This window comes from Salegentibacter flavus (assembly GCF_900115145.1).
GTDB classification, from domain to species: domain Bacteria; phylum Bacteroidota; class Bacteroidia; order Flavobacteriales; family Flavobacteriaceae; genus Salegentibacter; species Salegentibacter flavus.
The window spans coordinates 21,803-37,590 of record NZ_FOVL01000026.1; the positions used below are offsets into that span (position 1 = coordinate 21,803).

The 15,788-nt window shown below is 39.8% G+C and carries 12 protein-coding genes; 6 read left to right on the forward strand and 6 right to left on the reverse strand.

The genetic code is table 11. The features are described from left to right. Window positions 1–9: 9 nt before the first annotated feature. The 6 genes from BM266_RS15360 to BM266_RS15385 all read right to left on the reverse strand — a co-directional run bounded on the left by BM266_RS15360 (window position 10) and on the right by BM266_RS15385 (window position 5,340). A complete protein-coding gene (locus BM266_RS15360) occupies window positions 10–1,458 on the reverse strand; it encodes a PAS domain-containing sensor histidine kinase (protein ID WP_093411269.1) in 1,449 nt (482 codons plus the stop codon). A gap of 57 nt (window positions 1,459–1,515) precedes the next feature. Then, entirely contained in the window at window positions 1,516–2,085 is a 570-nt protein-coding gene (locus tag BM266_RS15365) for a 5-formyltetrahydrofolate cyclo-ligase (RefSeq protein ID WP_093411271.1), read from the reverse strand. After that, window positions 2,078–3,061: a succinylglutamate desuccinylase/aspartoacylase family protein gene (locus BM266_RS15370; protein WP_093411272.1), complete on the reverse strand. Its 984-nt coding sequence runs from the start codon at window positions 3,059–3,061 to the stop codon at window positions 2,078–2,080. Before BM266_RS15370 ends, BM266_RS15365 begins: the two co-directional genes overlap by 8 nt. A gap of 3 nt (window positions 3,062–3,064) precedes the next feature. Further along, window positions 3,065–3,937 carry a 30S ribosomal protein S6--L-glutamate ligase gene (gene rimK / locus BM266_RS15375; RefSeq protein WP_093411274.1) on the reverse strand — a complete coding sequence of 291 codons (873 nt, stop codon included), beginning with the start codon at window positions 3,935–3,937 and terminating at the stop codon, window positions 3,065–3,067. After that, window positions 3,909–4,358 (reverse strand): ATP-dependent zinc protease family protein, encoded by a 450-nt coding sequence (locus tag BM266_RS15380; RefSeq protein WP_093411275.1) that lies wholly within the window; start codon window positions 4,356–4,358, stop codon window positions 3,909–3,911. The genes rimK and BM266_RS15380 overlap by 29 nt, the downstream gene beginning before the upstream one ends. Before the next feature lie 100 nt (window positions 4,359–4,458). Beyond that, window positions 4,459–5,340: a sugar phosphate isomerase/epimerase family protein gene (locus tag BM266_RS15385; protein ID WP_093411277.1), complete on the reverse strand. Its 882-nt coding sequence runs from the start codon at window positions 5,338–5,340 to the stop codon at window positions 4,459–4,461. 135 nt (window positions 5,341–5,475) lie between these two features. Here BM266_RS15385 and BM266_RS15390 point away from each other — a divergent pair, with 135 nt between their 5' ends. The 6 genes from BM266_RS15390 to BM266_RS17625 all read left to right on the forward strand — a co-directional run. After that, a complete protein-coding gene (locus tag BM266_RS15390) occupies window positions 5,476–7,188 on the forward strand; it encodes a GMC oxidoreductase (protein WP_093411279.1) in 1,713 nt (570 codons plus the stop codon). Between the two features lie 202 nt (window positions 7,189–7,390). After that, window positions 7,391–10,606 (forward strand): SusC/RagA family TonB-linked outer membrane protein, encoded by a 3,216-nt coding sequence (locus BM266_RS15395; RefSeq protein WP_093411280.1) that lies wholly within the window; start codon window positions 7,391–7,393, stop codon window positions 10,604–10,606. A 25-nt stretch (window positions 10,607–10,631) separates the two neighbouring features. Further along, window positions 10,632–12,407, forward strand: a complete 1,776-nt coding sequence (locus BM266_RS15400) for a RagB/SusD family nutrient uptake outer membrane protein (RefSeq protein ID WP_093411282.1) — start codon at window positions 10,632–10,634, stop codon at window positions 12,405–12,407. Between the two features lie 115 nt (window positions 12,408–12,522). Next, on the forward strand, window positions 12,523–13,872 hold the full coding sequence (locus tag BM266_RS15405; RefSeq protein WP_093411284.1) for a Gfo/Idh/MocA family protein: 1,350 nt from the start codon (window positions 12,523–12,525) through the stop codon (window positions 13,870–13,872). Between the two features lie 19 nt (window positions 13,873–13,891). Continuing rightward, window positions 13,892–15,430, forward strand: a complete 1,539-nt coding sequence (locus BM266_RS15410) for a TolB family protein (protein WP_093411287.1) — start codon at window positions 13,892–13,894, stop codon at window positions 15,428–15,430. 107 nt (window positions 15,431–15,537) lie between these two features. Then, on the forward strand, window positions 15,538–15,788 hold a 251-nt coding region (locus BM266_RS17625), incomplete at its 3' end, for an IS110 family transposase (protein WP_139220671.1).

The window sequence follows — 15,788 nt, forward strand, 5'->3', positions numbered from 1 at the left end:
AGAACTAGTTTAAAATTTAATCTTAAAAGTGGTGCCTACATCTACGGTGCTGGTTACCGAAATTGAGCCTCCCAATGTCTCCACCTGATTTTTGGTGATAAACAGGCCAATTCCTTTTGCTTCCGGATTGCTATGGAATGTTTTATACATTCCAAACATCTTGTCGCCGTACTGATCCAGGTCTATGCCCATTCCGTTATCGCTAATTTCAAGATACTCCTTGTCATTCTCAATGTAGGTCTGAATATAAATCACCGGTTTCCTACCCGGATGTTTATATTTTATGGCATTCGTGATTAAATTTAGTAAAATACTTTCAAGATACTCAGAGATATAGCTAATTTCTTCAAGTGCGTTAAATTCAGCTACGATTTTTGCATTTTCCCGATTAATCAGGGAAGAAGTTGAAGCCATTACCCCACTTAATGCGTCCTCAAATTTAATGATGCGTCTGTTTTTGCTGAGCAAACTTTGTTTATTTACTATCTCATTTAATTGTGAAATAGCCGCATCCAGATTATCTGCAATGTCTACAACATTGGGAAGAAGCTCCAGTTTGTCGGCATCGGTTTTGGCTTCTTTTAATAATTCTACAATAAGACTTAGATTGCTGCTGTGGGACCGTAAATGATGAGAGACGACATGCGCAAAATTAAAAAGTCTTGAATTCTGAGTAGCAATAATATCCAGGGAATTCTGAAGATTGAGTTCGTTGTTTTTATTTTCATCGATATCCTGGTAGACCCCTCTAATTCCAACTATTTCCTGTTCTTCATTATAAACTGGTTTCCCGGTGGCCCTTACCCAGAATTCTTTCTGGTGAAGGCTTAACATTTTGAGCTCTATCTTAAAAGGGATACCGTACTTTTCGCATTTTTCAAAGGAAGATAAAACTCGCTGATGATGCTCGGGAGCATAGAATTTTAAACGCTCCTCGTAAGCAGGCTGATAATCAAGGGGGCAATTCACGATCTTTTTGGTGACATTATCCCAGTAAATATTCTTGTGGAGGGTATCTACGTACCATCCACCGGTTGAAGTCATTTCGGCTGTTTCGTGATAGTAGAAGTAGTTTTCTTCAATAGTGTATTGATCTCGTTTTGCCTGATGAATATTCACAAACAAAAGCACGGCGGTTTCCCGATTGCTGTGGTCTTTATTTTTTAAATTCCGGCATTCAAACCAGCGGTATTTACCATTGTGCAATTTCAGTTTTAGTTCAAGACTGAAAGGTTCATTTTGGGAAGTAAGTTTATCAAAATATATCCTGAAATCGTAGCGGTAATCGGGATGAAGTATTTCCTTCAGAAAATATTCAAAAGGCTCGCTGGTATCGGGTTTGCCAACCAGGGCGTTAAAATGATCGGACCAGCTAAGGTTTTTGCTGAAGAGGTTGACCTTCCAGTAGGCAATATCAAAATCTTCAAGAATACTGTTTAACTGGAGGTCGTTTAACATCTGGCCGATTAGTTTATCTAAAAGTAATAGAATGTTCTATTACTAGCAAATTAATGCCTAATTTTTAAACTGGTAAACCCTATTGGGGGTTACGCAGTAATCCAGTGCAACGTCGGTATCAAACATTTCTTTGATCTCTTCTTCAGCTTCAAAAAAAGAGAGACCAATCTTGATCACGCCGGGTTTGCAGGAATCCAGAAACCGGTCGTAATACCCTTTACCATAACCAACGCGATTACCGGTTTTATCAAAAGCAAGTAAGGGGATGAAAACCAAGTCTAACTTTTCGGGGGAAATTTCGATCCCACCCTCGGGTTCAGGGATATCCCAACGGTTTTTTATAATCCTGGTTGTGTCGGTTAAGAGAAAATGGTTTAGGCGGTGGTTTTTAATATCGGTTTTTGAAACCACCACATTTTTATCTTTTCCCTGGAGAATGTGCAGAACGTATTCAGTATTAACTTCTTTTTGTTCAGCAATACTCAGGAACAAATGGTAGAATTCAAAGTCCCATATTTTAAGCTTCAAAAGATTATTGGCAATTTTGAGGCTTAGCTCTTCAATCTCTTCTTCGGAAAGCTTTAAGCGTAGGTCTTTATATTTTCTTCGGAGGTCGCTTTTATTCATTTTCTTTCTGTGGTAAGGAAATATGAAAAATTGCATCGCCTTGATAAACGATAGGTGACTCGTTCACGTTGATGATATAACCGGTATTAGATGCTTTTACCTTATGCCGGAATTTTCCGTATGGATCGGTTATAGTGCCAATAAACTCGCCTTTTTCCACGTGTTTCCCGCAGGGAATCTTTACGTGGAGGAGGCCGCTGTATTTGGCGCGCATCCAGAAACTATTTTCGATAAGTACGGTTTGGGTTACCGCATCGGGATATTCAAATTTAGGATTTAGCATTTCCAGATGACTGAGAATACGCATGGTACCTTCCACCCCGTGCCTGGCAATCTCTTTATCACTTGATTTGGATTTTCCACCTTCATATAACAAAACCGGAATTCCAAGTTTTGAACAGGTCTCCCTAAAAGATTTGGTAATGGTTTTAGACTCCATCGTAAATGGAGCATTAAAGATGTGGCTGTATTTGACGCTGAGGTCATCTGCCTGCTTCACCCTTATCTGCGGCGCATTAAACCGGCTTGCACCGCCCGAATGAAAGTCCAGACAAAAATTGGCGACAGGCAGGATTTTTTTAACGAACTGATAAGCAAATCTGCTGGCGAGAGAACCATGTTTGGTGCCGGGGAACATTCTGTTAAGGTCTCTGCCATCCGGAAATTCGCGGCTAAGATTCAGAAAACCAAAAATATTTACCACCGGAATGCAGATTATGGTCCCTTTCTGGGGTTTGTTTATCCCTTTGGAAATTATCTGTCTAACTACTTCAATCCCGTTTATTTCATCACCGTGGATCCCTGCGGTAAGCAGAACTACCGGACCGGGTTTTTTAGCGCGCTCAATGATAACAGGTACATCTACCGAATTGGCAGTGTAGAGTTTAGCCATATTGAAGTTGATCGTGGCACTTTTTCCCGGCTTTACTTGCTCGCCGAGTATTTCCAGAACATTGTCACTGGTTATTTTTGCCATAAGCTAAATGTTCCTTTCAATATATCTTATTATGGTTTTGGCGATATCTTTACCGGTGGCTTTTTCAATACCTTCCAATCCGGGAGATGAATTCACTTCCAGAATTAGGGGCCCACGAGCACTTTGTAACATATCTACTCCGGCAACGCCAAGTCCCATTGCTTTGGTGGCTTTTACCGCTGCGATTTCTTCTTCATCGGTGAGTTCTACTACTTCTGCGCTACCGCCGCGGTGGAGGTTAGATCTAAATTCTCCCTCTTTCCCCTGTCTTTTCATCGCGCCTACCACGTGGCCATCTACTACGAAAGCCCTGATGTCTCCACCTTTGGCTTCCTTAATAAATTCCTGAATAATCACTCGAGCCTGTAAGCCATTAAAAGCTTCAATTACAGATTCTGCAGCATTTTTGGTTTCGGCTAACACTACGCCAACTCCCTGGGTTCCTTCCAGTAATTTTATCACTAAAGGTGTGCCCCCAACCTGTTTGATAACTCCAGAAACATCTCTGGAATAGTTAGTGAAAACAGTTTTAGGTAATCCAATCTTTGCCCGGGAAAGTACCTGTAAACTTCTTAGTTTATCGCGGCTTCTAACCAGAGATTCAGATTCTGTGGTGGTAAATGCACCCATCATCTCAAACTGTCGTACCACGGCCGTACCATAGAAAGTAACCGAAGCCCCAATTCTTGGGATTACCGCATCTACGCCTTCTATATAACCGCCTTTGTAATAAATATTGGGTTTACGCTTTTCAATAACGATATCACACTTTAGCGGATCTATAACTTCCACTTCATGGTGCCTTTTTTTTGCGGCTTCAACGAGTCTCTGGGTTGAATATAAATGACTATTCCTGGATAGGATTTTTATTTTCATTTTGCTTTAGATTGAAAGAAACATCAGTAAGTTGGGTGTCTACGATAAATTTTTTAGTAAGGAATTTTCGTCCTATAAGTACTGGAAACCGCATCTCCTGACGGGACGACAAAGAAAGCGAAATTTTGTATACCTTATTAAATATTTTAATGGTAGACTCTACCTGATATCTTTTTTGAATTATCCCGTTGCTACTGCGTACAAAGACGATATCGTAGTCTTTAAATGAGAATTCTTTCCCGTTGTACAGCGGATGTTCCTCATCGAGAAAAGTACACAACAGTAAATCATTCTCTTCCCTTATGTTCTCACAATGAATTGAAGAGGTGTAGGCTCCGGTATCAATTTTTATAGCAATATCATTAAGGTGAAGCGCAGGAAAATCTGCCTTGTCAAATCGTCCAATTACGGTTTTCTCCATATTGCAAGATAGTAAAAAGGCAAAGTTTCTTTCTTAAGGAAGTGCGAAAATGTTATGGGTAAAATTGTTCCGCCGAGATACTTAAATTAAAAACACGCAATTATTTAAGAAGGTTATTTTGGATGTAGGTGTAACTTTTAGACAGACTTTTGAATGGATCCATTTCAAAATTCTCCTGTTCAATGATTAGATGTTCCAAACCTGAAGTTTGAGTGTAAGCCATTATCTCTTTATAATCTATAGATCCGGCACCAATTTCAGTATTTAAGGATTCGTCAATCTTCATCATATCCTTAATGTGCCAAAGTTTGAATCTGCCAGGGTATTTTTTAAATAGGCTGATGGGGTCTATTCCTGCTCTTACCACCCAGTAGATGTCAAGTTCAAAATCAATAAGATCTTTATCTATTTCAGTAAGAAAAATTTCCATTCCATTTTTGCCATTGAAATCCTTAAACTCAAAAGCGTGATTATGATAGGCTAATTTCAACTCCTGATTCCTACACATTTCTCCTATTTGAGATAATTTCTCAGCAGATTGCTTAAAACCGTCTGTAGATTTTTGAAGGGAGCCCGGTATACTTGGAATTATTACATATTTCTGATCCATATCATTAGCTGCATCCAGAATATATTTGAAGTCAGAAACATTTTTTTCTCCAGTTAAATAATCGCCTCCAGAATAATGCCCGGACGGACTGTTTAGGCCGTAATCAGAGAGCATATGCTTAAATTCTCGGGCTTCATGACCCCAAAACAGGTCTTCTCTTGAATATCCGTACGTTTCAATTTCTTTAATTCCCAACTGTGATATCTTAGAAATTATATTCTCCAAATCTTTCTTTTTCAGTAAATTTCTAAGGGAATAGAGTTGAAGCCCTAAAGCTTTGTCTTGCTCGGCGGCGAATACAAAAGAAGGGGTTAAGGTAGTTGCCGCCACTACTAATCCTGTCTGTTTTAAAAAAGTTCTGCGTGGAATCATAATTATAAAATTTGGTGTATTTGAAGTAAAATATTAGATATCTAAATTGAAGTTATATAAAAAATTTAGTAATTAATAAATTTTTTTAAAAAAGTTTATATATTGAAGACTCAAATTTTAACCTGAAATTAAGATATGAACAAGGCAAAAAATCAAAATGAGCCTAAGCATTTTGATGCTATAGTAATCGGTACCGGGATTACGGGAGGATGGGCTTCAAAAGAACTCTGTGAAGGAGGATTAAAAACTCTTGTGTTGGAGAGAGGACGAATGGTAGAGCATATTAAGGATTACCCTACGATGAATGATGATCCATGGGATTATAAATTCAAAGGACAGGTAACCAGGGAAGAACTTAAAAGGCAAGAGAAACAGGCCAGAACAGGATATACTATTAATGATGCCAGTAAGCATTGGTTTGTAGACGATATTGAACATCCTTATAACGAGGAAAAGCGTTTTGACTGGATTAGAGGTTATCATGTTGGAGGGAAATCCCTAATGTGGGCCCGGATGTCTTTCAGATGGAGTGATCTGGATTTTGAAGCCAATAAAAAAGACGGTTTTGGAGTAGACTGGCCAATACGCTATAAAGATCTTCAAGCCTGGTATGAAAAGGTAGAAAAGTATATTGGTATAAGCGGAAAAGCCGAGGGGCTCCCACAACTTCCCGATAGTATTTTTACTCCGGAAATGCCTTTAAATTGTGTGGAAGAGGAGCTGCGGGAAGGAGTTGCCGCAAACTTTGATGACCGAAAGATTATCAATTCCCGTGTTGCTAACTTAACCGACCCTGATGGGCGTGAAGGGAGAGCAAATTGCCAATTCCGAAATCGTTGTATTAGAGGCTGTCCTTATGGGGCGTATTTTAGTAGTAATTCCTCAACACTTCCCGCGGCCGAACGTACTGGAAATATGACTCTCCGCCCCAATTCGATTGTTCATGAGATCATTTATGATGAAGAACAGGGTAAAGCTGTTGGTGTAAAAGTTATTGATGCACAAACCAAAGAAAGTTTGGAGTTTTACAGCGATATAATCTTCTGCTGTGCCGGAGCCATTCCTACTACTTCCATTTTAATGCAGTCTAAATCAGACAGATTTCCCAACGGTCTCGGAAATGACAGCGGAGAGCTGGGTCATAATCTTATGGATCATCATTTCAAAGTTGGAGCTACCGGTAAATCAGATAACCATCTAGAGGACTATTATAAGGGAAGAAAACCCGCGGGATTTTTTGTGCCACGATTTAGAAATATAGATGAGAAGAGTAAAAGCAACGATTTTGTTAGGGGTTATGGAATGCAGGGTGGAGCAAGCAGATCTGACTGGACAAAGGCAATAGGCGAGCTTCAGTATGGGAAAGAACTCAAAAAAGCAATTGTGGAGCCCGGTGAATGGCAGATTGGAATAAATTGTTTTGGAGAGTGCTTGCCATATCACGACAACAAGATGTCGCTTAATTATGACAAGCTAGACGAATGGGGATTGCCAACAATTACATTTGATTGTGAGTATAAGGAAAATGAAATGGCAATGCGGAAGGATGCAAAACGGGAAGCTGTTGCTATGCTTGAAAAGGCAGGTTTTAAAGATGTAAAAGGATACGAAGAGCCGTGTTTTCCCGGTAATGGAATTCACGAGATGGGGACGGCCAGAATGGGGCGGGATCCCAAAACATCTGTTTTAAACGGGAATAATCAAGTTCATACTGTACCTAATGTATATGTAACCGATGGTTCTTGTATGGCCTCCTCTGCTTCTCAAAACCCATCTCTGACCTATATGGCCATAACGGCCCGGGCGGCAAATCATGCAGTAGCTGAATTCAAAAAACGCAAATTTTAAGTGAAAATTGTATTAAAGCAATGCTGTTAGGAGTTACAAAGATGTTATAATGTAAAATATTAAATAAGTATTTAAACATATTTTAATTTTTAGGAATAAATTTTTGTCATTTATACAAAAAAGCTTTTACTTCGTTTTTCTTAACGAAGAATTAAGAGTATTAATTAACTAGCCCTGATTATCAAATTTAAAAGTTAAAAGTATGAGAAACCCCTTGATTGTATTATTTGTAATTGTGTTTTTTCAAATACCCATTTTTGCCCAGGATGAAGTTATCATTGAGGGTGTAGTCACCGACGCTAAAAATGGGATGCCCGTCCCCAGTGCCAACGTTATTGAAAAAGGAACCTCTAATGGGGTTTTGACCAATTTCGATGGAGAATTTAGTATTGCAGTTCCAGTAGGAGCTACTCTTGAAATAAGTTTTCTGGGATATTCTACAGCCGAAGTGGTGGTGGAAAGTGATTCCTATCTCGAAATTTCAATTGAACCATCGGCAGCCGATTTGGAAGAGGTGGTGGTTGTGGGATATGGTACCCAGCGCAAAGCAGATTTAACTGGAGCCGTAGCCGTCGTAGATATGGAAGCTATGGGAAGGCAGCCATCTCCCCAGGTAACCGAACAACTGCAGGGACAGGCTTCCGGAGTAACGGTAGCAAGCTCAGGACAACCTGGTGAAGCTCCCCAGGTAAGAATTCGTGGAATAAATACTTTCGGTAATTCTAATCCGCTTTATATTGTAGATGGTGTTCCTACGGGAGATATAAATCATCTTAACCCCAATGATATAGAGAATATGCAAGTGTTGAAAGATGCTGGATCTGCTTCTATTTATGGAGCTCGAGCAGCCAATGGGGTAATAATAATTACTACCAGAAGCGGAAAAGGAGAGCTTAAAGTTACTTATAATGGGTATTACGGTACTCAAACGGTTCCAAAGGGTAATGTTTACGACATAGCTTCTCCTCAGGAACACGCTGAGCTAAGATGGATGGCTATGCAAAATTCAAATCCCGGAGAACCAATCTCTGATCGCCAGTATGGCTCAGGAGATCAGCCTGTATTACCATATTACATTTTGCCAGGGGGAGCCGCCCAGGGCGAAGTAGATGAGGCTGCTTATTATGTAGATCCTTACTATACTGAATCTGGAGCTGTTTCCGGTTTCAACCAGATTATTAGAGCAAACCAGGAAGGGACAAACTGGTTTCAGGAAATATTCAACTCTGCGCCGATAATGAATCATGATTTTTCTGTGAGTCAGGGTGGAGAGAAAGGGAATTTCCTGTTTTCTTTAAGTCATTCAGATCAGGATGGTACTTTGAATAACACTTTTCTTAAAAGGTATACTGCAAGGGTAAATAGCCAATTTAACATTAAGGAAAATTTCCGCGTAGGAGAAAATATAGCGGTTTCGGTTTCCGATGGGAACAGGATTTCTGTAATTGGAGAAAACCCTATAAACCATGCCTATCGTATGCAGCCAATTATTCCTGTTTATGATATTGCGGGTAATTTTGCAGGAACTCAGGCTCCATCTTTAGGTAATGCACAGAACCCTGTGGCCATGCTGGAAAGAAACAGAAATAATTTATCCCGCACGAGTAGAATTTTTGGGAATATTTTTGCAGAGCTGGATTTCATGGAAAACTTTACAGCACGCACCAATTTTGGAGGAAATTATTTTAACACCAATGGCCAGGTGTTTACCTATCCAACTTATGAAAATCAAGAAAATTCAACTACAAATCAATTAAGTGAAAATGCTTTTACCGGTTATAACTGGACCTGGTCCAATACTCTACAATATTCTAATAATTTTAATGACCTACATGATGTTAGTGTCCTAGTAGGATCGGAAGCTTATTACAATCAGTATGAGGAGATATACGCGGTAACCCAGGGGTTTTACTCTTTTAATCCAAACTATGTCAATTTAGGTACCGGTTCAGGAACACAAACCAATGCTGGTTTTTATACCGAAGATGCATTGTTCTCTGTCTTTGGTAGATTAGATTATACCTATGATGACAGGTATCTTCTTGGGGCTACTATAAGGCGTGATGCTACTTCCCGCTTTACTAATCCACGTCATGGATGGTTTCCTGCAGTAAGCGCCGGGTGGCGTGTTTCTCAGGAATCTTTTATGGATGATGTACAATGGGTAGATGATTTAAAAATACGAGGTGGTTACGGTGTTATGGGTAACCAGAATAACGTGGATCCGGCCAATGCCTTTACTACTTATGGAAGTAGCCGTACCTCATCCTATTATGATGTTACTGGTTCGAACAATTCTCTTGTTGAAGGCTTTCAAAGATCCCGAATAGGAAATCCAAATGCGAGCTGGGAGAAGAACGTGAATGCCAATATTGGTATTGATGCTAATTTGTTTAATAACCGACTTCAAATAACTGCAGATTATTATAGAAAAGATGTCGTAGACTTATTGTATAATCCAGAGCTTTCTGCCACTGCTGGTGTATCTACAGTTCCTTATGTAAATATTGCCGAGATGAAAAACAGTGGTTTAGATCTTTCTGCAACTACTTTTGCCGATTTGACCTCTGATTTACGAATGAACGCGACCTTAACTTTCACCAGCTACGATAACGAAATAGTTAAAATTGCCGATGGAGTTTCTTATTTTGATCAGGAAGGAAGAAGATTTAATGGTAGTACTATTGTGAGGAATGCTGTGGGTCATTCTGTGGGTCAATTCTATGGATACCAAATCCAGGGATTCTGGAATAGCCAGGCAGAAGTTGACGCAGCCAATCAACAGGCTCAGGCAGCTACAGGGAATCCAAATGAAGAATATCAAACCGACATTGGGGTTGGGCGCTTCCGCTATGTGGATACCAATGGAGATGGTTATATTAACAGTGATGACAGAACTTTCCTTGGAAACCCAAATCCGGATTTCACGGGAGGTCTGAACCTTGAATTCAATTATAAGAATTTCGATTTTAGCATGTTCCTGTATGGAGTGTATGGGAACGATATTTGGAACCAGGTTAAATGGTGGCATGATTTCTATAGTTCCTTTAATGGGGCAAAGAGTACCACTGCTTTAAATGATTCCTGGACACCAACAAATCAAAATGCTACTGCGCCAATTCAGGAGACAGGGGGCACCTTTAGTACCGCCAATGTGCCTAACTCTTATTTTGTTGAGGATGGAAGCTATTTGAGAGCTAAAAACGTTCAACTGGGATATAGCTTCTCTCAGGATTTCCTTGATCGCTTAGGTCTAGACAAACTTAGAATTTATGTTCAGGCTGCTAATCTTTTTACTATTACCAATTATTCCGGAGTTGACCCCGAATTAACAGGAACAGCTACCGCCTTTGGTATAGATGAAGGAGCTTACCCAACACCACGCCAGTTTATAGGTGGTATTAATCTTACTTTATAATTTGAGAAATAAAATATATCAAAAAATGAAAAATAAAATCAATATTTTTAAAATACTGGCATTAGGCTTAATAGTTCTTAGTAGCTCTTGTGCCGAAAATTTTCTCGATAAGCCTGCCTATGGATCTTTGAGTGATGAGGTTCTGGCAGATGAGAAAGGAGTGAACGCCTTACTTATAGGTGCGTATGCTGCCTTGGGCGGAACTACGGATTATGCTGCTCTTGGTGGAGGTAATCCATGGGAAGCAACACCCTCTAACTGGATTTATGGTGATATTACCGGGGGTGATGCCCATAAAGGTAGTGATGGTGGGGATCAGGCCGGGATCAATTCTATCGCGACTTATAATGTAGATCCGAGTAACGGATTTTTTAACACCAAATGGAAAGCCTTATATGAAGGGGTGACGAGAACAAATGCAGTTCTGAAATTATTAAGTGAAATTGAGGAGATTTCAGAAGCAGAGCGTGCTAATATCGCTGGCCAGGCTAGATTTTTAAGAGGTCATTATTATTTTGAGCTTAAAAAAATGTACAATATGGTACCCTGGATAGATGAAACTACAGAAAATACCAACGTGCCAAATGATGTAGATATTTGGCCTATGATAGAAGCAGATTTTCAATTTGCTTATGATAATCTTCCGACCACTCAGAGTGAAGTTGGAAGAGTAAACAAATGGGCCTCCGGAGCTTACCTTGGAAAAACCTATCTGTATCAGGAAAAATTCCCTGAAGCTAAAACTGTTTTCACAGAAGTGATAAACTCTGGGGTGACTTCCAATGGCTTGAGTTATGGACTTGTAGAAAATTACCATGCCAACTTTAATGCAGAAACGGAAAACAATGAAGAAACTGTGTTTGCAATTCAGATGGTGGCCAATGATGGAACCAATACCATTGGGAATGCCAATACTGCTTTAATGTTGAATTATCCTTATAACAGTCCTTTCAGATGTTGTGGGTTTTATCAGCCTACTCAGGATCTTGTAAACGCCTTCCGTACAGATGAAGCTACGGGTCTTCCATATCTTGATAACTATAACAGTAATCCGGTAAAGAGTGATATGGGAATTTTATCAGACGAACCATTTACCCCAGATACTCAATCTCTTGATCCACGTTTGGACTGGACGGTAGGAAGACGTGATGTTCCTTATCATGATTGGGGTTATCATCCAGGTTACAACTGGATTCGTGAGCAATCTTCAGGTGGCCCATATGCTCCTAAAAAGCATATTTACTGGCAGTATCATGCTGATCAGTATTCCGATCAGAGCTCATGGGCTCCTGGTAATGCCATCAATATCAATATTATTCGATTTGCAGATGTTTTATTGATGGCGGCGGAAGCTGAAGCTCAAACCGGAAACTTTGATGTTGCACTTGATTATGTGAATGAAGTAAGAGGAAGATTAGCCGATAATCCTGAGCACTGGTTAAAGGATTATGTAGATCCTGAAAATCCAATGGATGGTTTTTCCAGCGATTATGCAGCGAATTATAATGTCTCTCGTTATCCAGATGGGTCTTTCACCTCTACTGCAGAGGCTATGGAAGCTATTATGTTCGAAAGGAGAGTGGAATTAGCTATGGAAGGACATAGATTCTTTGACCTGGTGAGATGGGGTGTTGCACAGGAGGTAATCAATAGTTTCATTGAGTATGAAGGTCAAATAACTACCGATGTAAGGGGTGGGAATTTTAGCCCGGATGAGGGATATTTCCCAATTCCCCAGAGACAAATAGATTTAAGTACTACGGCAGACGGTCCGGTTCTGCAACAAAATCCGGGATATTAAAATTTGTAGCCGTTAGTTATCTTAAAGAGAGTGTTTTTTTAAGCACTCTCTTTAATTTTTAATTTAGCTTAACCAGACCTGGGTTTTAACCAATTCCCAGAATAACTTAATAGTCATGAAAAAACAAAGACGTTCTTTTTTAAAAAATCTTGGGCTCGCGGGAGCTACCGCAGCCATTATGCCTTCTGCTTTTGCCTCTGAAACAAAACAAATAAAATTCCTGGAAAGAAATGCTGCAAATATATTCGGGGCTAAACCCCTGGGGCTAGCTTTAATTGGTGCTGGTGGAATGGGCGTAGCCGATGCTAAAACAGCGCTGGAACACGATAATATTAAGATGCTTGCCGTTTGTGATTTGTATGACGGGAGACTGGAAGAATCCAAAACCCGATGGGGTGACGATATATTTCTCACCAAAGATTATAAAGATATTCTGAAAAGAGAGGATATTGATGCAGTAATAATAGCTACTCCAGATCACTGGCATAAACAAATAGGCATTGATGCATTAAAAGCAGGCAAACATGTTTACTGCGAGAAACCTATGGTACACTCTGTGGAAGAGGGTCACGAACTGATTAATGCCTGGAAAAAGTCGGGAAAGATTTTCATGGTAGGAAGCCAGGGTTTGTCTTCTTTGGGGAATGAAAAAGCTAAAGAATTACTCGCCCAGGGAGCAATTGGAGATATAAATTATGCCGAAGGTTTTTGGGCAAGAAATTCTCCTTTTGGAGCCTGGCAATATCCAATTCCGCCAGATGCTTCACCTGAAACTGTAGACTGGCAGAAATTTATTGCTAATACCGAAAAACGTCCCTTCGATGCAAAAAGATTCTTTCGATGGAGGAATTACCTTGATTATGGTACCGGTATGTCAGGAGATTTATTTGTTCACCTTTTTTCCAGCCTTCATTTCATAACTGATTCACTTGGTCCAAATAAGGTTTCAGCCACAGGAGGCCTGCGTTATTGGAAAGATGGACGTGAGGTTCCAGATGTATTGTTGGGCATGTTTGACTATCCCGACTCTGACCAACATCCCGGATTTAATCTTTCCCTACGTTGCAATTTTGTAGACGGCACCAGCGGAAGTACCTACCTGAAAATTGTAGGAAATAAAGGGTCCATGGACGTCACCTGGGACGATGTAATGCTAAAACAAAATGAGGTTGCAGCCTCAGATGATCCTTTTATGGAGGAAAAGGGCAGAGAACAGAGTCAAACGCGTAGTGACCGTAAAAAGATTCTTCCACCCTCAGAAACCTTTTATCAGGTTGAAAAAGGATATAAAGGAGCTCATTACGATCATTTTGCTAATTTCTTTCAGGCAATAAGGACTAATGGGCAGGTAGTAGAAGACCCGGTATTTGGATTCAGGGCGGCTGCTCCAGCCTTGCTTTGTAATGAAAGTTATAGGCAAAACAAATTTATTGGTTGGGATCCGGAGAAAATGAAAGTGATATAATTCTATAAAAATACTTCAGATGAAAAAATTAATCCCAGGGAGCTTTTTATTAGCCTTATTAATTTCTGCTGTTCCTTTTGAAAATCAAATATCTCAATATCTGGATACTATTGAAAGGGATTTCGGGATTTTTGAGAATGAGGTCACTATCGGGGAAACTACTTCAATTGGAGAGTTGGAGTACAACCCAAAACTGCAGGAATATTCGTTTTTATTTTCTGAAGATCAAAAATCTGGGGAATCTCACCCCTTCCACTATCTATATAAATCCATACAAGGAGACTTTATCCTTAGAGCTCATTTAAGCTTTGAAGATGATACCGGTTCCGGATCTAATGCAGGATGGATAATTCGCAATAATCTGAGTTCAAAATCTGCAGAGGTAATCGCTCAGGTAAATAATTTAGGTACAGCTTCCCTTGAATCCCATGCAATGGAGGGTTTAAAATCAGAGGAAATCCAAGTTCCTCTGGCTAAGGTAAATGTGCTCCAATTAGAGAAAAGAGGGGATGTGTATTACTTTTCTTCAGCAAAATTTGGGGAGCCTTTTACAACAGTAAAAATTGAAAATGAGAACCTGAGAAACGAGTTATTCGCAGGACTTTTCTTTGATCCTGGAAGTGAGGGAGCGAATGGAAAAGTAATTGTAAACAACGTTAGGATCATAAAGCCTGCCGGGCCGGATTTTGAGCAGTATCAGGAATATCTTGGCAGTAATCTGGAGATTCTGAATGTCGAAACCGGAAACCGGAAGGTTCTGTATACTTCTGCTCATTCTATTCAAGCTCCTAACTGGGTAAACAAGGATAGGGACCTGGTCTATAATTCGAATGGTTACTTATACCGGTATGATTTAAATTCTGAGAGAGTGGAGCAAATTGAAACAGGATTTGCAATTAATAATAACAATGATCACGTTTTTTCTTTTGATGAAAGCATTTTGGGGATAAGTCATCATAACCAGGAAGATGGAGGGGTGTCATCCCTTTATATTATGGATCCTGCTGGAGATACACTTCCGCAGAAAATCACAAAAGATGGCGTAGGAGCTTCTTATCTGCACGGGATCTCCCCAGATAATAAGACCCTTCTTTTTACCGGAGAGCGTAAGGGTAAAATGGATATCTACAGCATTGATATTGAAACAAAAAAAGAAATTCAGCTAACAGATACCGATTACCTGGACGATGGTTCAGAGTATTCATCAGACGGAGAATATATTTATTTTAATTCCAACCGGAATGGTAAGATGCATTTGTGGAGGATGAAACCCGATGGAAGTGAGCAAGAACAATTGACCTTTGATCCTAATCATAATGATTGGTTTCCGCATATTTCTCCTGATGGCAAATGGATTGCCTTCATCTCTTTTCCTCCGGAAATTGACTCAGGAGACCATCCGTTTTATCAACATTGCCTGTTAAGGCTAATGCCGGTAGATGGTGGTGAGCCTAAAGTTATAGCCTACATATATGGCGGGCAGGGTACAATTAATGTCCCCAGCTGGTCAAAGGACAGTAAGCATATTGCATTTGTTACTAATACCGCCTGTTATTAAAACTTTTTAAAACCATAAATATTTAATTATGAAATACCCATGATTTAGCCCACGCAAACACCGATGAGTTTTTTGCTTAAATTTAAGTGATGTAAAAACTTATTGGAATGAAAGCAATTGACTACGAGCAGGTTATTTCCGTGGGATGCGGAATAGATGTGCACAAGGATGTTATTGTTGCTACGGTTAGAAGCAATAGCAAAGATTATCAGACCAGGCAGTTTACTGCCTATACAAGTTCTTTGACAGAGTTACGAGATTGGTGTAAGGAAGAAGGGGTTACTCATGTGGCTATGGAAAGCACCGGCGTCTATTGGAAGCCGGTTTTTAATATCCTGGAGGAAGATTTTGCGATCAT